19 protein-coding genes and 1 pseudogene are annotated in these 23,959 nt (G+C 66.1%); 9 read left to right on the forward strand and 11 right to left on the reverse strand.

The genetic code is table 11. The features are described from left to right. Window positions 1-65: 65 nt before the first annotated feature. Both tmk and mltG read right to left on the reverse strand, forming a co-directional pair. The gene (tmk, locus tag OKW44_RS20480; RefSeq protein ID WP_018418050.1) at window positions 66-686 is read right to left on the reverse strand and encodes a dTMP kinase; all 621 of its coding nucleotides are present in this window, start codon (window positions 684-686) and stop codon (window positions 66-68) included. Next, the gene (gene mltG, locus OKW44_RS20485; RefSeq protein WP_026225388.1) at window positions 686-1,696 is read right to left on the reverse strand and encodes an endolytic transglycosylase MltG; all 1,011 of its coding nucleotides are present in this window, start codon (window positions 1,694-1,696) and stop codon (window positions 686-688) included. Before mltG ends, tmk begins: the two co-directional genes overlap by 1 nt. Window positions 1,697-1,774: 78 nt before the next feature. Here mltG and ygfZ point away from each other — a divergent pair, with 78 nt between their 5' ends. Then, a complete protein-coding gene (gene ygfZ, locus OKW44_RS20490; protein WP_018418052.1) occupies window positions 1,775-2,842 on the forward strand; it encodes a CAF17-like 4Fe-4S cluster assembly/insertion protein YgfZ in 1,068 nt (355 codons plus the stop codon). Window positions 2,843-2,987: 145 nt separating this feature from the next. After that, window positions 2,988-3,854 (forward strand): NRDE family protein, encoded by an 867-nt coding sequence (locus OKW44_RS20495; protein WP_018418053.1) that lies wholly within the window; start codon window positions 2,988-2,990, stop codon window positions 3,852-3,854. Window positions 3,855-3,919: 65 nt separating this feature from the next. Here OKW44_RS20495 and OKW44_RS20500 read toward each other — a convergent pair whose 3' ends face one another. The 5 genes from OKW44_RS20500 to OKW44_RS20520 all read right to left on the reverse strand — a co-directional run bounded on the left by OKW44_RS20500 (window position 3,920) and on the right by OKW44_RS20520 (window position 8,988). Continuing rightward, entirely contained in the window at window positions 3,920-4,879 is a 960-nt protein-coding gene (locus tag OKW44_RS20500) for an alpha/beta hydrolase (RefSeq protein ID WP_026225389.1), read from the reverse strand. Between the two features lie 92 nt (window positions 4,880-4,971). Further along, window positions 4,972-5,853, reverse strand: coding sequence for an SDR family oxidoreductase (locus OKW44_RS20505; RefSeq protein ID WP_018418055.1), 882 nt, complete (start codon window positions 5,851-5,853; stop codon window positions 4,972-4,974). A gap of 52 nt (window positions 5,854-5,905) precedes the next feature. Beyond that, window positions 5,906-6,904, reverse strand: a complete 999-nt coding sequence (locus tag OKW44_RS20510) for an NADP-dependent oxidoreductase (RefSeq protein WP_018418056.1) — start codon at window positions 6,902-6,904, stop codon at window positions 5,906-5,908. Window positions 6,905-6,932: 28 nt separating this feature from the next. Further along, window positions 6,933-7,418, reverse strand: coding sequence for a PaaI family thioesterase (locus tag OKW44_RS20515; protein ID WP_026225390.1), 486 nt, complete (start codon window positions 7,416-7,418; stop codon window positions 6,933-6,935). A gap of 64 nt (window positions 7,419-7,482) precedes the next feature. Next, a complete protein-coding gene (locus tag OKW44_RS20520; protein WP_035470252.1) occupies window positions 7,483-8,988 on the reverse strand; it encodes an aminotransferase-like domain-containing protein in 1,506 nt (501 codons plus the stop codon). A gap of 178 nt (window positions 8,989-9,166) precedes the next feature. Between OKW44_RS20520 and OKW44_RS20525 the strand changes: the two genes are divergently transcribed. Next, the gene (locus OKW44_RS20525; protein ID WP_018418059.1) at window positions 9,167-9,559 is read left to right on the forward strand and encodes a hypothetical protein; all 393 of its coding nucleotides are present in this window, start codon (window positions 9,167-9,169) and stop codon (window positions 9,557-9,559) included. Window positions 9,560-9,628: 69 nt separating this feature from the next. Continuing rightward, the gene (locus OKW44_RS20530) at window positions 9,629-10,138 is read left to right on the forward strand and encodes an LEA/WHy family protein (RefSeq protein WP_026225391.1); all 510 of its coding nucleotides are present in this window, start codon (window positions 9,629-9,631) and stop codon (window positions 10,136-10,138) included. Between the two features lie 19 nt (window positions 10,139-10,157). On the opposite strand, the gene OKW44_RS20535 is transcribed toward OKW44_RS20530, so the two are convergent. The 3 genes from OKW44_RS20535 to OKW44_RS20545 all read right to left on the reverse strand — a co-directional run bounded on the left by OKW44_RS20535 (window position 10,158) and on the right by OKW44_RS20545 (window position 15,414). Further along, a complete protein-coding gene (locus OKW44_RS20535; protein WP_018418061.1) occupies window positions 10,158-11,336 on the reverse strand; it encodes an acetyl-CoA C-acyltransferase in 1,179 nt (392 codons plus the stop codon). A gap of 147 nt (window positions 11,337-11,483) precedes the next feature. Then, a complete protein-coding gene (locus OKW44_RS20540) occupies window positions 11,484-13,574 on the reverse strand; it encodes a 3-hydroxyacyl-CoA dehydrogenase NAD-binding domain-containing protein (RefSeq protein ID WP_018418062.1) in 2,091 nt (696 codons plus the stop codon). A 142-nt stretch (window positions 13,575-13,716) separates the two neighbouring features. Further along, window positions 13,717-15,414 carry a 3-(methylthio)propionyl-CoA ligase gene (locus tag OKW44_RS20545; RefSeq protein WP_018418063.1) on the reverse strand — a complete coding sequence of 566 codons (1,698 nt, stop codon included), beginning with the start codon at window positions 15,412-15,414 and terminating at the stop codon, window positions 13,717-13,719. Between the two features lie 155 nt (window positions 15,415-15,569). Between OKW44_RS20545 and OKW44_RS20550 the strand changes: the two genes are divergently transcribed. From OKW44_RS20550 to OKW44_RS20570, 5 genes are all read left to right on the forward strand, one after another. Next, window positions 15,570-17,126 (forward strand): protein adenylyltransferase SelO, encoded by a 1,557-nt coding sequence (locus tag OKW44_RS20550; protein ID WP_026225392.1) that lies wholly within the window; start codon window positions 15,570-15,572, stop codon window positions 17,124-17,126. A 111-nt stretch (window positions 17,127-17,237) separates the two neighbouring features. After that, on the forward strand, window positions 17,238-17,660 hold the full coding sequence (gene msrB / locus OKW44_RS20555; RefSeq protein ID WP_018418065.1) for a peptide-methionine (R)-S-oxide reductase MsrB: 423 nt from the start codon (window positions 17,238-17,240) through the stop codon (window positions 17,658-17,660). Window positions 17,661-17,823: 163 nt separating this feature from the next. Next, window positions 17,824-18,354 (forward strand): septation protein A, encoded by a 531-nt coding sequence (locus OKW44_RS20560; RefSeq protein ID WP_018418066.1) that lies wholly within the window; start codon window positions 17,824-17,826, stop codon window positions 18,352-18,354. 1 nt (window position 18,355) lies between these two features. Continuing rightward, window positions 18,356-18,667 (forward strand): BolA family protein, encoded by a 312-nt coding sequence (locus OKW44_RS20565; RefSeq protein WP_018418067.1) that lies wholly within the window; start codon window positions 18,356-18,358, stop codon window positions 18,665-18,667. A gap of 10 nt (window positions 18,668-18,677) precedes the next feature. Beyond that, window positions 18,678-19,457: a peptidylprolyl isomerase gene (locus OKW44_RS20570; protein WP_018418068.1), complete on the forward strand. Its 780-nt coding sequence runs from the start codon at window positions 18,678-18,680 to the stop codon at window positions 19,455-19,457. Window positions 19,458-19,622: 165 nt separating this feature from the next. On the opposite strand, the pseudogene purL reads toward OKW44_RS20570, so the two are convergent. Beyond that, window positions 19,623-23,706, reverse strand: a pseudogene (gene purL / locus OKW44_RS20575) (phosphoribosylformylglycinamidine synthase). Window positions 23,707-23,959: the final 253 nt, after the last annotated feature.

Genomic DNA, 23,959 nt, shown 5'->3' on the forward strand with positions numbered 1-23,959 from the left:
GCGCTACTTCAGATGTCGAGTGAACTTCGCCCGAGATTATAAGAAGCGGTTATATCTATTTAGAATCATAGGGTTGTAATCAACTCCTCAAGCTGCTTCTGAATTCGAACGATGCTCAGCGAAGAGTCGATGATAGCGAATCGATATGGCGCTTCTTCGGCGCGGCGCATGTATTCGGCGCGCGTGCGCTCGAAAAACGCCGCCGACTCGCTCTCGAAACGATCCGGATTGCGCGCTGCGCTGCGCCGCTCGTTGGCGACGGCGGCCGGCAAATCGAACAGCACGGTCAAATCCGGCTGGAAACCGCCCTGCACCCAGCGCTCGAGCGTCTCCAGCTTGTCGCGCGGCAAGCCGCGGCCGCCGCCCTGGTAGGCGAAAGTGGCGTCGGTAAAACGGTCGGACAGCACCCAATCGCCGAGCGCGAGCGCCGGCTCGATCACCTCGGCCAGATGCTGACGGCGCAGCGCGAACATCAACAGCGCCTCGGTTTCGAGATCCATCTTCTGATGCAGCACGATTTCGCGGATCTGTTCACCGAGCGGCGTGCCGCCCGGCTCGCGCGTCATCACGACCGAGCGGCCGCTCGGCGCGAGCTTCGCCTCGAGCCGTTCGCGGAACCAGCCCAGATGGGTGGTCTTGCCCGCGCCGTCGATGCCTTCAAACGTAATGAATTTGCCGCGCGCCATCATTGCCCTCGAATGTATTTGTCCACGGCCTTGTTGTGTTCGCCGAGGGTGTCAGAAAAGATGCTGCTGCCGTCGCCGCGCGACACGAAGTACAGCGCGTTGCTTTGCGCCGGGTTCATCGCCGCCTGCAGCGACGCGACGCTCGGCAGCGAGATCGGCGTCGGCGGTAGGCCCATCCGCGTGTAGGTATTGTATGGAGTGTCGGTCTGCAGGTCTTTCTTCCTGATGTGGCCGGCGTAGCTGTCGCCCATTCCGTAGATCACGGTCGGGTCGGTCTGTAGCGGCATGCCGGCGCGCAGACGGTTGGCGAACACCGCGGCGACGAGCGCCCGGTCGGACGCCTTGCCGGTTTCCTTTTCGACGATCGACGCCATCGTCAGCGCGTCGTACGGGGACTTATACGGCAGATTCGGCGCGCGCGAGAGCCACGCCTCGTCGAGACGCACGCGCATCAGACGGTACGCGCGGCGATAGATGTCGAGGTCGCTGGTGCCCTTGTCGAACAGGTAGGTATCCGGGAAAAACAGCCCTTCGCCGTTGCCGATCGACGCCTCGGGCGCGCCGATCGCGCTCATCAGATCGGCGTCGCTCATGCCGAGCGTGTCGTGCTTCAGCGCGGGATTGGCGTCGAGTTCAGCGCGCATATGTTTGAAGGTCCAGCCTTCGATGATCGTCGCCACATATTCGTTGACGTCGCCGCGCGCGATTTTCTGCAGCACCTCGTAGGGCGTGATGCCGCTCTTGAACTCATAATTGCCGGACTTCAGCTCGCTTTGCAGCCCGAGCAAGCGCGTCATCGCGATGAACAGCTCGGGCTCGACCGGCACGCCGCCGCGATTGAGCTGCAGCGCGACGCTGCGCAGGCTGCTGTGCGGCTTGACGGTGACGTCGAGTTGCGCCGGGGTCAATTCGAGCGGGCGGGTGGCCCAGTAATATCCAGCGGTGATGGCCGCCGCGGCCAGCACAACGACGAGCGCGCCGGCGGCGAAACATTTCTTCAGAAGGGACATGCGAAACGTGACAGGGTTGGACTGAATATAATAACTGTTTGCCTTAGCCAAAGTCAGAATTGACTGTTCCCGGAATCCATGAACACACCGCTCGTGAACACCTCAGGTAACGCTTCCGGTCTCACTCCCGCCGCGGCGGCGCCCGCCGCCCTGCCCATCCTGCCGCGCCCGTCGGCCGAAGAATTCACCGCCGTGCTCGAGCATGGCGCGTACATGCCGCTGTCGCAGTTCGGCGTGATCGACACGACCGGCGACGACGCGGCGAGCTTCCTGCACGCCCAGTTGACCAACGACGTCCAGCATCTCGACGCCGCGAACGCGCGCCTCGCCGGCTACTGCTCGGCCAAGGGCCGGCTGCTCGCGTCGTTCCTCAGTTGGCGCAGCGGCGATACGATCCGCCTACTGGTATCGAAAGACGTGCAGGCCGCGGTACAAAAGCGGTTGTCGATGTTCGTGCTGCGCGCAAAGGCCAGGCTCGCCGACGCGAGCGGCGAGTTCGCGGTGGTCGGTCTCGCGGGCGACGTGCGCGGCGCGCTGTCCGGCGTGTTCGACGCGCTGCCCGACGGTGTGCACGTGCAGGTCGACGGCACAGCGGGCACGCTGATCCGCGTGCCCGATGCGTTGGCGCGCCTGCGCTATCTGTGGATCGGCCCGAAGGCGCAGATCGAAGCGCTGCTGCCGTCGCTCGACGGCAGGCTGAAGCGCGTGTCGCCGGCCGTGTGGGACTGGCTCGACATCCGCGCGGGCGAGCCGCGCATCACGCAGCCGGTCGTCGAGCAGTTCGTGCCGCAAATGGTCAACTTCGACGTGCTCGGCGCGGTCAATTTCCGCAAAGGCTGCTATCCGGGTCAGGAAGTGGTCGCGCGCAGCCAGTATCGCGGCACGATCAAGCGGCGCACGTCGCTCGCCAACGTCGCCGGCGAGCTGGACACGGTGCGGCCCGGCACCGAGCTGTTCCACTCGGACGATCCGGGCCAGCCGTGCGGGATGATCGTCAACGCGTCATCGGCGCAAGGCGGCGGCGTCGATCTGCTGGTCGAGACCAAGCTCACGGCGCTCGACAGCGGCAGCGTACATCTCGGCGCGGCCGACGGCCCGGCGCTGCGCTTCCTGACGCTGCCCTACGGTCTGCCGGCCGAAGTCTGATCGTTGGAGAGGGTAAGAAGCGGCGCAATCGGGCGCCGTTTTTTATTGGCTGCTTTATTCTCGTCTGTTTTTTGCCGCTTTCGTTTGCCGCCTGCGTCGCTGCATCAGGCGGCCGCCCCATGCTCTGAACGGGAGATGCTCCCCGATGTGCCTGATCGTTTTCGACTGGCGACCTGATGCGCTCGATGGTCCGCTGTTCACGCTCGCCGCGAATCGCGACGAGTTCTTCCGCCGCACGGCCGAGCCGATCGGCTGGTGGCGCGACGCGCCGGAGGTGCTGGGGGGCCGCGACCTCGTGGGCGGCGGCACGTGGCTCGGCTTGTCGCGCGACGGCCGCTTCGCCGCGCTGACCAATTACCGCGCGCCGGGCGAAATGCGCGCCGATGCGCCGACCCGCGGCACGCTCGTCAGCGACTGGCTCACGAGCGCCGCGCGCGACGCCGACGGCAATCCGCACGAGACGCCGCTCGCGTATCTGCGGCACGTCGCGCAAAAAGGCGACATCTACAACGGCTTCAATCTGCTGGTCGGCGACTGGACACGTCGCGAGCTCGCGTGGTACTGCAATCGCGGCGCCGTCGACGCAAACAGCGGCCCCGCGCTGCTCGCGCCGGGCACGCACGGCATCTCGAACGCGGTGCTCGATACCGCGTGGCCGAAGCTGGTCAAAAAGCGCGGCGAGCTCGGCACGCTGCTCGCGCGCGATCCGATGCCGCCGCTCGAACGCCTGATCGATCTGATGCGCGATCCGCGGCTCGCGCGCGACGACGAATTGCCGTCGACCGGTATTCCGCTCGAACGCGAACGCGTGCTGTCGGCGGCGTTCATCGAATCGCCGGACTATGGCACGCGCAGCACCACCGCGTTGCGCGTCGCCGCCTATGGCGACGTGATCGGCGTCGCGGTCGCCGAGCGCAGCGACGACAACGGCTCGCACCGGATCGTGCGGCCCGGCGATTTCGAGCGCAGCTTCGCGTTCAATGTCGAGCGCGACCGGATGAGCGTGGCGTGATCGTTTGAGCACCGCCTGGCCGGCGCATTCGCCGCCGGCCGCTCATCGCTTCGCGATCACCGCCCTCACCCGATGCCGAATGCCGAGCGCAACGCCGCCGCGGCGTCCGCATGCGCCTGCGCGACTTCGGGCACGAAGCCGCCCATCTTGAAGAACTCGTGGATCATGCCGGCGTAGCGTTTGAGCGTGACCGGATTGCCGAGCGCACGGAGTTTCTCCGCATACGCATCGCCCTCGTCGCCGAGCGGATCGTATTCGGCGGTCGCGATCCACGCGGGCGCGACGCCACGAAAATCCGGCGCACCGCGCTCGCTGTCGAGCGGCGCGAAACGCCAGTCGTCGCGATCGCCGCTATCTCGCACGTATTGCTCGAAGAACCACTGGATCGTGTCGCCCGACAGCAGGAAGCCGTCGGCGAGGCGCGAGTGCGAGTCGGTCTGCTGATGGCCGGTCGTGCCCGGATAAATCAGCAATTGCAGCGCGAGCGCGATGCCGGCGTCGCGCGCGAGCACCGCGCAAACCGTCGCGAGCGTGCCGCCCGCGCTATCGCCGCCCACCGCGAGCCGCGTGCCGTCGATGCCGAATTCGGCCGCGTGCGCGTGCAGCCAGCTAAGGGCGTCGAAGGCATCGTCGACAGCGGTCGGAAACTTGTGCTCGGGCGCGAGCCGGTAATCGACTGACAGCACCGCGCACTGGCCGTCGCGCGCGAACATCCGGCACAGCGCATCGTGCGTATCGACGCTGCCGACCGTGAAGCCGCCGCCGTGGTAGTACACGAAGGCAGGCAGCGGCTCGGCCCAGCCCGGCTCGACCGGGCAGTAGAGGCGCACGCGGATCGTCGCGCCGTCGCGCGTCGGCACGCGCAGATCTTCGACGGAGAACATCGGCGCGCTCGCGATCTCGAGGATCGGCGCGCTTTTCTCGTACGACGCGCGCGCCGCTTGCGCGCTCATCTGGTGGTACTGCGGGCGTTTGGCCCGCGCGATCATGTCGAGCACCTGCTCGATCGTGGGATTCAGCGGCATGGTTTTGGCAACGTGGTGCGCGTCGCGCATCGGGCGGCGCGCAGTGCGCCAATTATTGTCAGGAGCCAGCGCACCGGCCACGCAGCCGGCCGCTACTGTGCATTCTTCACCTCGGGCTTCAGCGACATCGGATCGGATGGCTCGCGCAACTGCTCGATATCCTCGTGACGCAGCTTCACGGTCGCCATGATGCCCGGATGCGTGATGATATAGAAACGCCGCGCGGCGATCGCCTCGAACGCGATGTCGGCGACGTCGTCGGCCGTGAGCTTGCCCGACTGCACCGCGCGCTGCAACTGCTTGCCGGCCGCGATCTGCGAGCGCGTCGGCCGGCCCGCGTTGCGCAACTCCTCGGGACGCGCGCGCTCGGCATCCGCGATGCCGGTCGGCACGAAGGCGGGACACAGCAGCGAGCAGCCGACCTCGCCGCCCGCGCCGGCCTGCGCGAGCTTCAGGTCGTGATACAGCGTCTCGGTCAGCGCCACCACCGCATGCTTCGACGCGTTGTAGATGCCCATTGCCGGCGGCGCCAGCAGCCCCGCCACCGACGCCGTATTGACGATATGCGCGGGCTCCTTCTGCGCGAGCATGATCGGCGCGAACGCGCGCACGCCGTGCGCGACACCCATCACGTTGACGCCGAACACCCACGACCAGTCGTTCGCCGAGCTTTCCCACAGGAAGCCGCCGGTGCCGACGCCAGCGTTGTTGAACAGAACGTGGACCTTGCCGAACGCGGCGAGCGCCGCCTGCGCGAGCGCCTCGACCTGCGCGGCGTTCGATACGTCGGTCGGCACGCCGATCGCGTCGGCGCCGGTTTCGCGCAATGCGTCGACGGTTTGCGCGAGCTGGTCGGCGTTGACGTCCGCGAGTACGAGCTTCATGCCGAGCGCCGCGCCCTTGTGCGCGAACGCGCGGCCAAAGCCGCTGCCCGCGCCGGTGATCACCGCCACTTTGCCCGCGAATTCGAACATCCTGTGACTCCCTGGTTGCGTGGCGGCTTGCCGTTGCATGATGACGTCGCGCTCAGATCAGCCTGACCAGTTGCTTGCCGAAGTTACGGCCCTTCAGCAAGCCGATGAACGCCTCGGGCGCGGCTTCGAGCCCTTGCGCGATCGTCTCGCGATAGTGCAGCTTCTTCTGCGCGACGAGCGTGCCGAGCTGCTTGAGCGCCTCGGGCCACACGTCCATGTGTTCGCTGACGATGAAGCCCTGCACGAGCAGCCGCTGCGTCAGCATCAGCGATGGATGCTTGAGCGGCAGCGGCTGGCCGTCATAGCCCGCGATGAAGCCGCACAATGCGATGCGCCCGAACGCGTTCATGCGCGCGAGCGTCGCGTCGAGCCCGTCGCCGCCGACGTTCTCGAAGCAGCCGTCGACACCGTCGGGCGTGACGGCCTTCAGGTCCTGGTACAGGTTACCGGCCTTGTAGTCGACGCACGCGTCGAAGCCGAGCGTCTCGACCACATAGCGGCACTTGTCCGCGCCGCCCGCGATGCCGACCGCGCGCGCGCCCGCCGCCTTCACGAGCTGACCGACCACGCTGCCCACCGCGCCGCTCGCCGCGCTGACGGCCACCGTCTCGCCGGCCTTCGGCGCGATGATGCGGTTCAGCCCGTACCATGCGGTGACGCCCGGCATGCCGACCGGCCCGAGATACGCCGACAGCGGCACATGCGTGTCGTCGACCTTCTGCATGCCCGTGCCATTCGAGGTGCCGTACTCCTGCCAGCCGAACATCGCGACGACCTTGTCGCCGACCGCGAACTTCGGATTCCTCGTCTCGACGACCTCGCCGACCGTGCCGCCGATCATCACTTCGTTCAGCGGCTGCGGCGCCGCGTATGACTTGCTGTCGTTCATGCGTCCGCGCATATACGGATCGAGCGACAGATAGTGGTTGCGCACCCGTACTTCGCCGTCGGCGAGCGGCGCGAGCGGCGTTTCGACGAGCTTGAAGTTATCGGGCGTGGCTTCGCCTTGGGGGCGCGAAACCAGCAGCAATTGGCGATTGATCTGGGTCATGCGGTCGTCTCCTTGGGTTGTTGGCCGCTCAGTCGCTCGGACCGGGCTTCGCCGCCGGGTCGCTGCGCAGACGCTGCCGCGTGACGTCGCGGCCCACCGCGAGGCGGCGCATGTATTTGAAGGTGCCGAGCGCTTTCGCGACGAAGTGGCCTTCGCTGTCGCGGATCTCGCCTTCGCAATAGGCCATCGTCGTCGAGCGATGCAGCACGCGGCCGGTCGCGCGCAACTCGCCGCGTCCCGGCTGCATGAAGTTGACCTTCATCTCGACGGTGACGACGCCGACGCCGTCGCCGGCGAGACTGCGCGCGGCCATCGCGAGCGCGACGTCGGCGAGCGTCATCGTGACGCCGCCATGCGCGACGTCCCACGTGTTCATGTGATCGCGTTGCAACGGCAGCACGACTTCGCTGACGCCGTCGGCGGCCGACAACAACTGTGCGCCGAGACGGTCGATGAAGGGACTTTCGGGCAACGATGCATGGCCCGTTCTGGATGAGGTGGATGGATCGGTCATGGCTCAGATATCTGATTTCGTAGCCGACGGCGCGTGTCGAGCCTATGGCGGGAAATGATACCCGCTATCGCGTTGACGCATGGGCCGCCATCCGTGCCGCGAGGCGCCCTAGTCTGCGCACCGCTTCGTCGGTCAGATCCAGATCCGCACCCGGACAGCTGAGCCGAATGAAGTGATCGAAACGCCCGGCGTTCGAAAATACCGTGCCCGGCATGATGCGAATACCGTCATGCAACGCGGCGTCGAATAAAGCCGACGACGATACGTGGCGCGGCAATTCGATCCAGAAAAACATCCCGCCGCGCGGCGGCGTGAACCGCGTGCCGTCGGGAAACGATGCCGCCACCGCCGCGGCCATCCGCTCGCGCCGCAGCTGCAAGCTCTCGCGCAAACGCCGCAAATGGCGCTCGTACGCGCTCGTCTCCAGGAACCCGGCGAGCACGACTTGCGACAACTGCTCGTTGTGGCGCGACTGCGCGAACTTCAGCATACCGATGCGCGGATGCCACCGGCCACCGTTGATCCAGCCGACGCGCATGCCAGGCGCCAGCGTCTTGTTGAACGATGTGCAATGGATCACAGTGCCATCGGTGTCCCACGCCTTCAGCGAGCGGGGCGGCTGCGCGGCATCGACGAGCTCGCGGTAGGGATCGTCCTCGATCAGCGCGATGCCGGCGCGCGCGCACAGTTCGACGAGGCTCGCCTTGTGCGCGTCGGGCATCACGCTGCCGAGAGGGTTTTGCAGATTCGGCACCACCACGACCGCCTTGATGTCGGGATGCGTGTGCAGCGCGAACGCCAGCGCCTCGATCGCGAGGCCGGTGCTCGGGCTGGAAGGAATTTCGAGCGCGCGCAGACCGAGACTTTCGAGCGCCTGCAGCAAACCGAAGAAGCACGGCGATTCGACCGCGACCGTGTCGCCCGGCTGCGTCACCGCGCGCAACGCGAGGTTCATCGCTTCGACGCCGCCGTGCGTCATGATGATGTCGTCCGCGCCGATCTGGCTGCCGGCCTCGAGCGCGCGCCGGGCGATGATCGCGCGCAACGCCGGATCACCCTGATCGGGTCCGACGGCGGTCAGCAAGGTGGGTCGCCGGCGCAACGCGCGCACCGCGGCCTTTTGCAACGCATCGGTCGGATAGAGATCGGGTGACGCGGTCGCGCCGCCGAGATTCAGCGCGTGCGGATAGCGCTGAAATTTCGACACGAGCGCCGAAATCTCCGAATGAATGCCGACGAACTGCGCGGCGGCGCCGGGCTGCATCGCGAGATCGGGCTCGGCGGCGCAGGGCAACGCAGCCGTCGGTGACACGCGCACGAAATAGCCGGCGCGCGGCCGGGCGTCGATCAGCGCGGCGCGTTCCAGTTCGCGATAGCTCTCGGTCGCCGTCGCGAGGCTCACGCCGTGGCGCTGCATGAACGCGCGCATCGACGGCATGCGGTCGCCCGGGCGCAGCACGCCGTGGCCGATCGCGCGGCGGTATTGGTCGGCCAGTTGCCGGTAAAGCGGCTGGCGCTCGGCTGGCCGGTCCGTCGAGGGACCTTGCGGTGTGAAGAGGAGTTCGCTCATGAACCGATGGTGCGGATAGTCCGCGCGCCGCGACAGATACACATCGACGTGATTCGGACCGATACAGCGTGACGAAACGCACCACTGTACCGGTTCAGATTGTCGACAGCTGCGCCTGTTTTCATCCGGACGGACTCCCTAAGCTGTGTGACACGAAAACGATTTAAAGGAATGGGTCATGCCTGTGCGTCCATACCACGATCGCTTGTTACCCGGTGCAGAAGTGGATTGCACCGCGGCGTCGCATCTTGCCGCCGGTCAGATGGCCCTGCACGACTTGCGCGCCCGCAGTTCGATCATCGCGGTCGAAGGTGCATTGCAACTCGTCTTCCGCGATCATTCGCTGGCCTGGCTCGGCAACGACGCCCCGCTCACGTCGCTCACGTTGCACGAAGGCGAGCGCTTTGTGACCTCGCAACGTGGCGTCGTGTCGATCCGCGCGACGCAGGCCGATCGCGCTGCATTCATCGTGCTGCCTGCACACGCTGAACACAGCGCGCGCGGTTTCGTTCTGCAAGCCGCTCGGCGTCTCGCTTGCGTCGTGCGCACACGGTGGCGGCGCGCCGCCTGAAACGTCGCTGCGCGCGCCATGCGGCCCGTTACAATGCATGACCAATCCGGTTCGTTCGAGGTGCAGGTCATGTCATTCTTTCGCGCGCTGCAGCCGGGCCTGGTCTCACGGGTGTGGCGCCTGTTCGCCGCCGTCGTCGCTGTCACGCTGACACTCGCTGGCTGCGCGGGCCTGTTCGGTGCCGACCCGTTGCGCGTTAACGTGGCGGGCATCGAGCCGATCGCTGGCCAGGGCATGGAGATGCGCTTCAACGTCAAACTGCGCGTGCAGAATCCCAACGACTCCGCGGTCAGCTTCAACGGCGTGTCGCTCGATCTGGAACTGAACGGCAAGCCGTTCGCGAGCGGCGTCAGCGACCAGAGCGGCACCGTGCCGCGCTTCGGCGAAACCGTCGTCACCGTGCCGCTGACCGTGCCGGCTTTCGCCGCGGTTCGTCAAGCCTTTGCGCTAGCCGGCGCCGCGCAGTCGGGACAGGTTCCGTACGTTCTGCGCGGCAAGCTCGCGGGTGGCGTGACCGGTACGACGCGATTCACCGATCAGGGGACGCTGAGCCTGCCGTCGTCGGACACGGGCTGGTAATGACGCCGGCCCACGCCGCTCAAACCACTTCGAACAAACCCGCCGCGCCCTGCCCGCCGCCGATGCACATCGTCACGACGACGAACTTCACGCCGCGCCGCTTGCCTTCGATCAGCGCATGGCCGACGAGCCGCGCTCCCGACACGCCGTACGGATGGCCCACCGCGATCGCGCCGCCGTTCACGTTCAGGCGGTCGTGCGCAATGCCGAGTTGGTCGGCGCAATAGAGCACCTGCACCGCGAACGCTTCGTTCAGCTCCCACAGCCCGATGTCCTCGACCTTGAGGCCGGCTTTCTTCAACAGCTTCGGCACCGCGAACACCGGGCCGATGCCCATTTCGTCGGGCTCGCAGCCGGCCACCGCGAAACCGCGGAATATGCCGAGCGGCTGCAGCCCTTCGCGTTCGGCCAGCGTCGCGTTCATCACGACGCAAGCGGATGCGCCGTCCGAGAACTGGCTCGCATTGCCCGCGGTGATCACGCCGCCCGGCTGCGCGGTGCGGATCTTCGACACGCCTTCGAGCGTCGTGTCGGCGCGAATGCCTTCGTCGCTGCTGACGGTCACTTCTTTCGTGTAGAGACGGCCACTCGCCTTGTCGGCGACGCCGGCGAGCACCGTCAACGGCACGATTTCGTCCTTGAATTTACCGGCTTCGAGCGCGGCCGCCGCACGTTGCTGCGAGCGCACGCCATATTCGTCCTGGCGTTCCTTCGAGATCGAGTAGCGCTTCGCGACGTTCTCGGCGGTCTGCAGCATCGACCAGTAGATTTCCGGCTTGTGCTCGGTGAGCCAGCCGTCGGTCATCATGTGGCGGTTCATCTCGTTCTGCACGCACGAGATCGACTCGACGCCACCCGCGACGTACACGTCGCCCTCGCCGGCGATCACGCGCTGCGACGCAAGCGCGATCGTCTGCAATCCCGACGAGCAGAAACGGTTCACGGTCATGCCCGGCACGCTGACCGGCAAGCCCGCGCGCAATGCGATCTGCCGCGCGATATTGCCGCCCGTCGCGCCTTCCGGATTCGCGCAACCCATGATCACGTCCTCGACGCGCGCCGGATCGAGCTTCGCGCGCTCGACCGCGGCCTGCGTCACGTGGCCGCCGAGCGTCGCGCCGTGCGTCATGTTGAAACCGCCGCGCCACGATTTGGCGAGGCCCGTGCGGGCGGTGGATACGATTACGGCGTCAGTCATGCGTGTCTCCAATTGCAGTGTCGAAAGTGGCGCGCCGGCTCACTGCCGTGCGTTCAAAAGCGCATCACCGCGCCGCCTCTATCGTTTGATGCGAGCAATGCGGGGGAAACCCGCACCGCTCAATTCGTGAGCTGAAGCCAGCCGCGCTCAGCCGTTGAACCCGCGACCTTCGGCCGCGAGCTTCGCGATGCTCGGGGCGAGCTTCCACGCGTCGCCGTTCGGCCGCGCCGCATAGCGGCGAATCGCGCGCTCGACGTTGTAGAGCCCCACCGTGTCCGCGTACAGCATCGGGCCGCCGCGATGCAACGGGAAGCCGTAGCCGGTCAGATAGACCATGTCGATATCCGACGCCTTCGACGCGATGCCTTCCTCGAGAATCTTCGCGCCTTCGTTGACGAGCGCGAACACCAGACGCTCGACGATTTCTTCGTCGCTGATCTTGCGGCGCTCAGAGTTGGTTTCCTTCGAGTACTCGCCGATCATGTCGTTGACCACGCCCGAAGGGTATGCGGTGCGATCGCCCGCCTTGTAGTCGTACCAGCCGCCGCCGGTCTTCTGGCCGAAGCGGCCCATCTCGCACAGACGGTCGGCGATCTTCGAGTAGTGCATGTCGGGGTGTTCGAGATAGCGGCGCTTGCGGATCGCCCAGCCGATGTCGTTGCCGGCGAGATCGCTCATGCGGAACGGACCCATCGCGAAGCCGAACTTCTCGATGGCCTTGTCTACCTGCGCTGGCAACGCGCCCTCTTCGAGCATGAACAGCGCCTGACGAACGTATTGCTCGATCATCCGGTTGCCGATAAAGCCGTCGCACACGCCCGACACCACCGCGGTCTTCCTGATCTTCTTCGCGAGCTTCATCACGGTGGCGAGCACGTCCTTCGCGGTCTCCTTGCCACGCACGACTTCGAGCAGCTTCATCACGTTGGCCGGGCTGAAGAAGTGCATGCCGACCACATCCTGCGGACGCTTCGTGAACGCCGCGATCTTGTCGACGTCGAGCGTCGACGTGTTCGACGCGAGGATCGCACCGGGCTTCGCGACTTCATCGAGCCGGCGGAACACCTGCTCCTTCACGCCCAGTTCTTCGAACACGGCTTCGACGATCATGTCGGCGTGCTTCAGGTCGTCGTAGGAGAGCGTCGAGCTCAGCAGCGCGAGGCGCTGTTCCATCACCTCGGGCTTCAGCTTGCCTTTCCTGACGGTCGCCTCGTAGTTCTTGCGGATCGTCGCGAGACCGCGGTCGAGCGCTTCCTGCTTCGTTTCCAGCAGCGTGACCGGAATGCCCGCGTTGAGGAAGTTCATCGCAATGCCGCCGCCCATCGTGCCGGCGCCGATCACGGCCACCCGATCGATGTCGCGCACCGAAGTATCCGACGGCACGTCGGGAATCTTGCTCGCCGCCCGCTCACCGAAGAACGCGTGACGCAGCGCGCGGCTCTCCGGCGTCTGCACGAGCGCGATGAAGCATTCGCGCTCGAATGCGAGGCCCTTGTCGAAGCCGTCCTTCACACCGGCTTCGACCGCGTCGATGCATTTATGCGGCGCCGGGAAGTTCTTCGCGATTGCCGCGACGCTATTGCGCGCGAACTGGATGAAACCGGCCGCGTTCGGATGCTCGATCTTGCGGTCGCGCACCTTCGGATGCGGGCCGGCCTCGGCGCCGACCTTGCGCGCGAACGCGAGCGCGGCTTCGGCCAGTTCGGCGGGATTCGCGACGACTTCGTCGAACAGCCCCGACTCGGCGAGCTTTTCCGAGAGCACCGGCGCGCCCGACACGATCATGTTCAGCGACGCTTCCAGACCGATGGCGCGCGGCAGACGCTGCGTGCCGCCCGCGCCCGGCAGGATGCCGAGCTTCACTTCGGGCAGCGCGATCTGCGCGCCGGCCGCGGCGACGCGGTAATGCGCGCCGAGGGCAAGTTCGAGGCCGCCGCCCATCGCGACGCTGTGGATCGCCGCGACGACCGGCTTCGCGCTGCCTTCCACGGCCTTGATGACCGTCGCGAGCGTCGGCTCCTGGGTCGCCTTCGGCGTATTGAATTCGGTGATGTCGGCGCCGCCCGAAAAGGCCTTGCCCGCGCCCGTCAGCACGATGGCCTTGATGGCCGGATCGTTCTGTGCGCGCTCGAGCCCTTCGACGATATCCGCCCGCGTCGACAGACCGAGCCCATTGACGGGAGGATTGTTCAGCGTGAGAACGGCCACGCCGTCATGAGTTGTGTAGTCCACTGCCATCTGCGTGCCTCCGTGCGATCCATGCATTGAGGCGGCGCATGATGCGCCGCCCGTCCGGTTCATCGAGCCTGCTTATGGTCAGACTTTTTCAAGCGACGGTTCCGGGGTCAGCAGGCACAATACACCAAAAAAGAACGAACGTTCAATTTATTCCAGAGTGGGGTTTCCCCTGGGACTCGGGGCTCAGCGGACAGCTGCGGCCGTCTTCGAGCGCGGACGGCAGCACATGGTCGCGGAACAGATCGCGCAGCTTCAGCTTCTGCAGCTTGCCGGTCGCCGTGTGCGGTAGTCCGTCGACGAACACGACGTCGTCGGGGATCCACCACTTCGCGACCTTGCCGTCGTAGAACGCGAGCAGTTCGTCGCGCGTGACGTCTTGCCCCGCGCGTTTGACGACCACGAGCAACGGGCGCTCGGTCCACTTCGGATGCGCGCACGCGATGCACGCGGCTTCCGCGACCGCCGGATGCGCGAGCGCGACGTTCTCGACGTCGATCGAGCTGATCCATTCGCCGCCCGACTTGATCACGTCCTTCGAGCGATCGGTGATGTGCAGGAAGCTGTCGGGGTCGATCGTCGCGACGTCGCCGGTCGGGAACCAGCCGTCGATGAGCGGCGAGTCTTCCTTGCGGAAATACCGGTCGATGACCCACGGCCCGCGCACGTGCAGATCGCCGAACGCGACGCCATCCCAAGGCAGCTCGCGGCCATCCTCGCCGACGATCTTCATGTCGACGCCGTAGATCGCACGACCCTGCTTTTCGAGCAGTTTGCGCTGATCGGCGGGCGGCCGCCGGCTCTGCTCCCAGGTCAGCTTCGACAAGGTACCGAGCGGCGACATCTCCGTCATGCCCCATGCATGGATCACCTGCACGCCGTAGTCGTCCTCGAGTATCCGCAGCATCGCGGGCGGACAGGCGGAACCGCCAATCACCGTGCGCTCGAGCGACGAAAACCTCGCGCCCGTTTCGCGCAGGTAGTTCAGCAGACCGAGCCACACGGTCGGCACGCCGGCCGAGCACGTGACGCGTTCGCTCTCCATCAGTTCGTACAGCGACTTGCCGTCGAGATCCTTGCCGGGGAACACGAGCGTCGCACCGGTCAACGGCCCCGCGTGCGCGAGGCCCCATGCGTTGACATGGAACATCGGCACGATGGGCAGCACCGAGTCGCGCGCGGACAGGTTCATTGCGTCGGGCAACGCCGCGCCGAACGCGTGCAGCACCGTCGAGCGATGGCTATACAGCGCGCCTTTAGGATTGCCGGTCGTGCCCGACGTATAGCAGAGATATGACGCCTGGCGCTCGTCGAGCGCGGGCCAGTCGAAGCGGCCGTCCTGCCCGTCCATCAGCGTTTCGTAGCACAGCACCGACGTTTGCATCGGCGGCCGATGCGCTTCATCGCACAGTGCGATCCAGCCGCGCACGCGCGGGCACTGCGGCGCGAGCGTGTCGACCAGCGCGGCGAACGTCGTGTCGAACAGCACGTACGCGTCGTCAGCATGATTGACGATGTAGGCGATCTGGTCGGGGAAAAGCCGCGGGTTGATCGTGTGACACACGGCGCCGAACCCGGTGGTGCCGTAATACGCTTCGAGATGCCGGTAGCCGTTCCACGCGAGCGTCGCGACGCGTTCGCCCGGTTCGACGCCGAGCGCGATGAGCGCCTGCGCGAGCTGCTTCGCGCGCTGCTCGCAATCGCGGTACGTGTAGCGATGCAGGTCGCCTTCGATGCGCCGCGACACGATCCCGGTGCTGCCGAAATGCCGCGCGGCATGCGCGAGCAACGATGACACGGTGAGCGGCACGTCCATCATCTGGCCCAGCAGCGGCGTCGTCATAAGGCGGGGTCTCCTCGGCTTGTTAGTGGGTCGATGGGTTGACGGAAGATCGTGGCGGCGTCGACCGCGGCAGCATGGTCCGAACGATGAAGGCGGCCGCCCAGCAGCGCCGCGGGCGCGGACTTACAATATCGGCTAATCCAGAGGCGCTCAACATGTCGTTTTCCCCAAGCTTTGCAGGGCTATCCGCAGCTTTGACGGATCTTTCCAACACACTCGCCACTCCCCCAGCCAACGCGTTCGCGCGGCTCGGCGGCACGTTCCTCACGCGCCTGCCCGCCGCGCCGCTCGACGCACCCTATCTCGTCGGCTTCTCGGCCGAGACCGCCGCGCGGCTCGGGATGCCCGAGGGCATCGAGCGCGACCCGGGCTTTATCGAGCTGTTCTGCGGCAACGCGACGCGCGACTGGCCGGTCGACACGCTGCCTTATGCGTCGGTGTACTCGGGGCATCAGTTCGGCGTGTGGGCCGGCCAGCTCGGCGACGGCCGCGCGCTCGGTCTGGGCGAGCTCGAACACGACGGCGAGCGCAACGAACTACAGCTCAAAGGCGCGGGCCGCACGCCCTATTCGCGCATGGGCGACGGCCGCGCGGTGCTGCGCTCGTCGATCCGCGAATATCTGTGCTCGGAGGCGATGCATCATCTCGGCATTCCGACCACGCGCGCATTGTGCGTGATCGGCTCCGACCAGCGGGTGCGGCGCGAGACGATCGAAACCGCGGCGGTGGTCACGCGCGTCGCGCCGAGCTTCGTGCGCTTCGGCCACTTCGAGCACTTCTACGCGAACGATCGTGTCGACGCGTTGCGCTCGCTCGCCGATCATGTCGTCGAGCGCTTCTATCCGCATTGCAAGGAGGCCGACGATCCGTATCTGGCGCTGCTCGCCGAGGCGGTGCGCTCCACCGCGGATCTGATGGTCGACTGGCAGGCGGTCGGTTTCTGTCACGGCGTGATGAATACCGACAACATGTCGATCCTGGGCCTGACGATCGACTACGGCCCGTTCGGTTTCATGGATGGCTTCGATGCCGGCCACATCTGCAATCACTCCGATACGCAGGGCCGCTACGCCTACCGGCTGCAGCCGCAAATCGCGTACTGGAACCTGTTCTGCCTCGCGCAGGGACTGCTGCCGTTGTTCGGCGAGAAGCACGACGAAAGCGTGCGCGCCGACAAGGCGGTCGAAGATGCGCAGCACGTGCTCGCCGGCTTCAAGGACCGTTTTGCGCCGGCGCTCGAAAACCGCATGCGCGCGAAGCTCGGCCTCGAACAGGCGCGCGACGGCGACGACGCGCTGGTCAACCGGCTGTTCGAAGTGATGCACGCGAACCGCGCCGATTTCACGCTGACGTTCCGCAATCTCGCGCGCCTGTCGAAACACGATGCGAGCGGCGATACGTCGGTGCGCGACCTGTTCCTCGATCGCGCCGCCTTCGATGCATGGGCGAACGACTATCGCGCGCGGCTCGCCGAAGAGTCGCGCGACGACGTTGCGCGCGCCATTGCAATGAATCGGGTGAACCCCAAATTCGTACTTCGCAACCATCTGGCGGAAACGGCGATCCAACGCGCGAAGGAGAAGGATTTCTCCGAGGTGGAACGGCTCGCGGCCGTGTTGCGTCACCCGTTCGACGAGCAGCCCGAATACGCGTCGTATGCGGACGTGCCGCCCGACTGGGCGAACTCACTGGAAGTGAGCTGTTCGTCATGACGCGCCGGGGCAGTTGAATCGCCACGGCCGTGCCTACAGGAAACACCGGTACGAACCAGGACAAACCCGCGAGACAAACCCGCGAGACAAACCCGAGACAGGAACCCGACCATGAGCAACCCCGACGATCTCAAGCATGACGCCCCAGCCGTACAGAAAAACGACGCCGAGTGGCGCAAGCAACTGACCGACATGGAATACCAGGTGACGCGCCATGCGGCCACCGAGCGCCCGTTCACGGGCCGCTACAACGATCACTGGGAACGCGGCGTCTACGACTGTGTGTGCTGCGGCACGCCGCTGTTCGAATCGGACACCAAGTTCGACGCCGGCTGCGGCTGGCCGAGCTATTTCCGCCCCATCAACGGCGAGGTGATCGCCGAGAAGACCGACCGCTCACACGGCATGCTGCGCATCGAGGTGCAGTGCAAGAATTGCGGCGCGCATCTGGGTCACGTGTTCGAGGACGGACCGGCGCCGACCGGTCTGCGTTACTGCATCAATTCGGCTGCGTTACAATTCGAGCCCAAGTAACGCGGCGCGGCAGCGGGCCTGCCCGCTTCGGGCGCTGCGGCGCGAATCGCGCGCGGCGCCCTTCTCATGCGCCAGTCCCGCTCGCCAGCGGCCACCGCGCACCTTGCACGCCACCCGGGCGCGCTTCAACGTTCGAATCACTCTCCGACTTCCCGATCAGATAATGAAATTCCTGTTCGATCTGTTCCCGATCATCCTGTTCTTCGTGGCCTTCAAGATCTGGGGCATTTTCACGGCGACGGCAGTGGCGATCGTCGCCACGCTGGTGCAGATCGCGTGGGTGGCGTTCCGCCACCGCAAGGTCGACCCGATGCTGTGGGTGAGTCTCGGCGTCGTCGTGGTATTCGGCGGCGCGACGCTCGTGCTGCACAACGACACCTTTATCAAATGGAAGCCGACCGTGCTGTATTGGGCGTTTTCCGTCGCGCTGATCGTGTCGCAGCTCGGCTTCAACAAGAACCTGATCGAAGCGATGATGGGCAAGCAGATCGCGCTGCCGCACGCGATCTGGGGCAAGCTGAACCTGATCTGGGCGGTGTTTTTCGTGCTGCTCGGTCTGCTGAACCTGTTCGTCGCGTATCACTACACGACCGATCAGTGGGTCAATTTCAAGCTGTTCGGCGCGACAGGCTGCCTGTTCGTGTTCATCGTCGGACAGAGCCTGTGGCTGTCGAAGTACATGAAGGAGGAATGACATGAGCGACCTGTTCATGCACGCCACCACCGCCGAGCGCGCCGCGCTGATCGAGGCACGCCTCACGGCCGCGCTCGCGCCCGTCGAGTCGATCCGCATCACCGACGACAGCGCGCAGCACGCCGGCCATGCCGGCGCCTCGGCCGGCGGTCATTTCAGTGTCACGATCGTGGCCGTCGCGTTTGCCGGGAAGCCCCGCGTGGCGCGGCATCGCATGGTGTATGATGCGCTGGCCGATGCCATGCAGCGCGGCATTCATGCCCTTGCAATCACGGCGTATACGCCCGAAGAATTTGCTTTGTTGCCCCGCTAGGAACCTTTCGATGACCTTGAAGAAAACCCGCCTCTGGGTATTGCTGGCTGCGTTCGCGGCCGCACCTGCATTCGCACAGAACATCGCCGTGGTGAACGGTACGCCGATTCCGAAGTCGCGCGCCGATGCATTGATCCAGCAACTGGTTCACCAGGGACAGCAGGACACGCCGCAGTTGCAGCAGGCCGTGCGCGAAGAGCTCGTGAATCGCGAAATCCTGATGCAGGAAGCGCTGCGTCGCGGGCTGCCGAACCGTCCGGACGTCAAGGCGCAAATCGCAGTCGCGCAGCAAACCGTGGTGCTGCGCGCGTTGATCGAAGACTTCGTGAAGACCAACCAGCCGACCGACGCCGAAGTCACCGCGCGCTACAACGCGCTCGTCAAGGATGCGGGCGGCAAGGAATATCACCTGCACCATATCCTCGTCGACAACGAGCAACAGGCGAAGGACCTGATCGCAAAGATCAAGGCCGGCGCAAGCTTCGAGAACCTGGCCAAGCAGTACTCGAAGGACCCGGGATCGGGCAAGAACGGCGGCGATCTCGACTGGTCGGACCCGAAGGCCTACGTGCCTGAATTCGCGGACGCGGCCACGCATCTGCAGAAAGGCCAGATGACCGACACGCCGGTGCATACGCAATTCGGCTGGCACATCATCCGTGTCGACGACATCCGCGCCGTCACGCCGCCGCCGCTCGAGCAGGTGCGCGCGCAGATCGTGCAGCAGATCCAGCAGGAAAAGCTGCAGGCGTTCGAAGAGAATCTGCGCAAGAACGCGAAGATTCAGTAAGGGTCGGCGGGCAGATTGTCTTCGGATAGTCCGCCTGGCTCTGAAGCCTGAATGCGATAAAGCCGCCCGTGGGCGGCTTTTTTGTTGCTGCAAGATTTGCAGCGGCGGCGTGCGTGGCTGCCGCAAACAGGAGCCGCCGCACGCGGGCGGCAGCCCCTCGACTCATCAACCGAGCCAGCGACGCGCGTTCTGGAACGCGCGCAGCCACGGGCTCGCGTCCGTGCCGATCTCGCCCCAGCCCTGCGGATGCCAGCTCATCTGCACCGCGCGATGCACGCGCTCCATGTGCGGCATCAGCACCGTGAAGCGGCCGTCGGCCGTCGTGACCGATGTGATGCCCTCGGGCGAACCGTTCGGGTTGAACGGATATTGCTCGGACGCCTGACCACGGTGATCGACATAGCGCATCGCGACCGCGACCTTCGACTTGTCGCCCTGCTGCGAGAAGTCCGCAAAGCCTTCGCCGTGCGCGACCGCGACCGGAATGCGCGAGCCTTCCATGCCGGCGAAAAAGAGCGACGGCGATGCCTGCACCTCGACGAGCGAGAAGCGCGCCTCGAACTTCTCCGACTTGTTGCGCGTGAACTTCGGCCATGCTTCGGCGCCGGGGATCATCGACGCGAGGCTGCTCATCATCTGGCAACCGTTGCAGATGCCGAGCGCGAACGTGTCGCCACGACTGAAGAACGCGGCGAACATGTCGGCCAGTTGCGCGTTGAAGCGGATCGTCTTCGCCCAGCCTTCGCCGGCGCCCAGCGTATCGCCGTACGAGAAGCCGCCGCACGCGACCGCACCCGCGAAATCGGCGAGGTTCGCGCGGCCCGCGAGCAGGTCGCTCATGTGCACGTCGTGCGCGTCGAAGCCGGCTCGATCGAATGCATAGGCCGTCTCCAGATGCGAGTTCACGCCCTGCTCGCGCAGGATCGCGACGCGCGGACGCGCGCCCTTGCCAATGAACGGGGCGGCGACATCGTCGGCCGGATCGAAGCTCAGCACCGGCGTGATGCCCGGGTCGGCCGCGTCGAGCAGCGCGTCGTATTCGGCGTCGGCGCAGGCCGGGTTGTCGCGCAGACGCGCGATGCGCCAGCTCACTTCGCTCCACGTGCGATGCAGTTCGGCGCGCGGCGCTTCGTAAACCTTCTTCGCGTCGCGATAGATCTCGATCACGTCGCGCTCGCTGGTCTTGCCGATCACGTGCGAGCACGCCGACAGACCGTGTTCGCGCAGCGCGGCGAGCACAACGTCGCGGTCGGCCGCGCGCACTTGCACGACGGCGCCGAGCTCTTCGTTGAAGAGCGCGCGCAGCGTGCGGTCTTCGCGGCGGCCGCTGGTCTGCTTCGCCCAGTCCTTCGCGTCGCCGTAATCGGATTCGTGGTGCGGGTCGAGCACGAGCATGTCGACGTTCAGCGACACGCCCGCGTGACCCGCGAACGCCATTTCGCAAACCGTCGCCCACAGTCCGCCGTCCGAGCGGTCGTGGTACGCGAGGAGCTTGCCGTCGCTGTTGAGCGCCTGGATCGCGTTGAAGAAGCGCTTCAGATCTTCCGGATCGTCGACGTCCGGCACCGTGTCGCCGACCTGCTGCGTGACCTGCGCGAGAATGCTGCCGCCCAGACGCTGCTTGCCGCGGCCGAGATCGATCGCGATCAGCACCGACTCGCCGACTTCGCTCACGCGCTGCAGTTGCGGCGTCAGATGGCGGCGCACGTCTTCAACCGGCGCGAACGCGGAGATGATCAGCGACACCGGCGCGACCACTTCCTTCGCGACGCCGCTCTCTTCCCAGCGTGTGCGCATCGACAGCGAATCCTTGCCGACCGGAATGCCGATACCGAGCGCCGGGCACAGTTCCATGCCGATCGCCTTAACCGTGTCGTAGAGCGCGGCATCTTCGCCAGCCGCGCCGCACGCGGCCATCCAGTTGGCCGACAGCTTGAGTTTGTCGAGCGACGCGATCGGCGCCGCCGCGATGTTGGTGATCGCCTCGCCGACCGCCATACGGCCAGAGGCCGGTGCGTTGATGACGGCGAGCGGCGTGCGCTCGGACATCGTCATCGCTTCGCCGCTGAAGCCTGCGTAGTCCATCGTCGTGATCGCGACGTCGGCCACCGGCACCTGCCACGGACCGACCATCTGATCGCGCGCGGTCGTGCCGCCGACCGAGCGGTCGCCGATCGTGATCAGAAACGACTTGCTCGCGACCGTCGGATGACGCAGCACGCTCTGCGCGACATCTTGCAGCGCGAGGCCGGTCACGTCGACCGGTTCGAGCCTGCGCTCGGCACGCTTCACGTCGCGGTGCATACGCGGCGCCTTGCCGAGCAGCACTTCCATCGGCATATCGACTGGCTGGTGCGCGCCTTCCTGCTGTTCGGCGTCGATCAGCTTCAGCTGACGCTCGGCGGTGGCCGTGCCGATCACCGCGAACGGGCAGCGCTCGCGCCTGCACATCGCTTCGAACGCCGGCAGATCGGCCGGCGCAATGGCGAGCACGTAGCGCTCCTGCGCTTCGTTCGACCAGATTTCGCGCGGCGACAGACCGCTCTCCTCGAGTTGGATCTTGCGCAGTTCGAACAGTGCGCCCTTGCCCGCACCGTCCACCACTTCGGGGAACGCGTTCGACAGACCGCCCGCGCCGACGTCGTGAATACTGAGGATCGGGTTCTTGTCGCCGAGCTGCCAGCACGCGTTGATCACTTCCTGCGCGCGTCGCTCGATTTCCGGGTTGCCGCGCTGCACCGAGTCAAAGTCGAGCTCGGCGGTGTTGGTGCCGGTCGCCATCGAGCTCGCGGCGCCGCCGCCCATGCCGATGCGCATGCCCGGGCCGCCGATCTGGATCAGCAGCGAGCCTTCCGGCAGATCGTGCTTGTGCGTGTGCTGGTCGGAGATATTGCCGATGCCGCCCGCGATCATGATCGGCTTGTGATAGCCGCGCACGAGACCCGCGACGTTCTGCTCGTAGGTGCGGAAGTAGCCGCCGAGGTTCGGCCGGCCGAATTCGTTGTTGAACGCGGCGGCGCCGAGCGGGCCGTCGATCATGATCTGCAACGGCGAGGCGATGCGGTCCGGGCGGCCGTACGCTTCGTGCTGGTCGGCCGGATTGCGCCGTGCGAGCGGCTGAGCGGTGTCGCGGGCGTTTTCCCACGCCTCGACGCCGTCCGGCAGTTCGAGGTTCGATACCGTGAAGCCCGCGAGGCCCGCCTTCGGACGCGCGCCGCGTCCGGTCGCGCCTTCGTCGCGGATTTCGCCACCTGCGCCGGTCGCGGCGCCCGGGAACGGCGAGATCGCGGTCGGATGGTTGTGCGTTTCGACCTTCATCAGCGTGTGCGTGAGCTCGACGCTGCGGCCATAGTGCTCGGGCAACTCGCTCGCGCCGAGGTCGGCCGGCGTGCGCGGGAACCAGCGCTCGGCCATGCCGCCGACCATGATCGCCGAGTTGTCCGAATACGCGACGATCGTGCCCTGCGGGTTCAGCTTCTCGGTGTTGCGGATCATGTTGAACAGCGACATGTCCTGCTTCTCGCCGTCGATCGTCCAGTCCGCGTTGAAGATCTTGTGGCGGCAGTGCTCGCTGTTGGCCTGCGCGAACATCATCAGCTCGACGTCGGTCGGATTGCGGCCGAGCTTCGTGAATGCGTCCACCAGGTAGTCGATTTCGTCGTCGGCGAGCGCAAGGCCCAGTTCCGCGTTGGCGGTTTCGAGCGCGGCGCGGCCGCTCGCGAGCACGTCGACGGTTTGCAGCGGCTTGGCCGGCAATTCGTCGAACAGATGCAACGCGTGGTCGCGCGACGGCGCGACGCTCTCGGTCATGCGGTCGTGCAGCGCGGCGGCGACGGCCGCGCGCGCTTCGTCCGACAGCGTCTTCTTGCCGCCGAGCAGGGCCGCTTTTCAGCGTCACCGAGTACTCGACGCCGCGCTCGATGCGGCGCACCCGCGTGAGTCCGCACAGATGCGCGATGTCGGTTGCCTTGCTGGCCCACGGCGACACGGTGCCAAAGCGCGGCACGACGAGGAAGGTCTCGACCGCGCCACGCTCCTTGCCTTCTTCGAACGGATCGCCGTAGTGCATCAGCGCCTCGATCTTCGCGCTGTCTTCAGCGGACAGTTCAGTCTGGGCATTGACGAAGTGCAGATACTGCCCGCGCACGCCGGTGATATTCGGGTCGATGCGCGTGAGCGTGTCGAGCAGGCGGGTTTGACGGAAATCGGAGAGGGCCGAAGCGCCGGGGAAACACGAGAAGTGGGCCATGGGACTTGACGTTGCGTCGCTCATCATTGATGCCGGGGAGCCGCGCATGCAGGCGACGTGAGGCGGAAAGGAAGTCCGAGATTATACCCCGGGAACGGGCTTCCAGCGGGCTCCGGGGTGCGTGGGCGGCGGCCCGCGCCTGCCCGCGCGAGGCGTCGCGGCGGTGCCCGTCGCGTCGCCGCGCGGCTGTTTTGACTGCTATCATTCGCGTTTCACCAGATCGGCGCACGCGGCCCGGGCTTCATCCGGCGGC

This window comes from Paraburkholderia lebeckiae (genome assembly GCF_050436325.1).
Lineage (GTDB): Bacteria > Pseudomonadota > Gammaproteobacteria > Burkholderiales > Burkholderiaceae > Paraburkholderia > Paraburkholderia tuberum.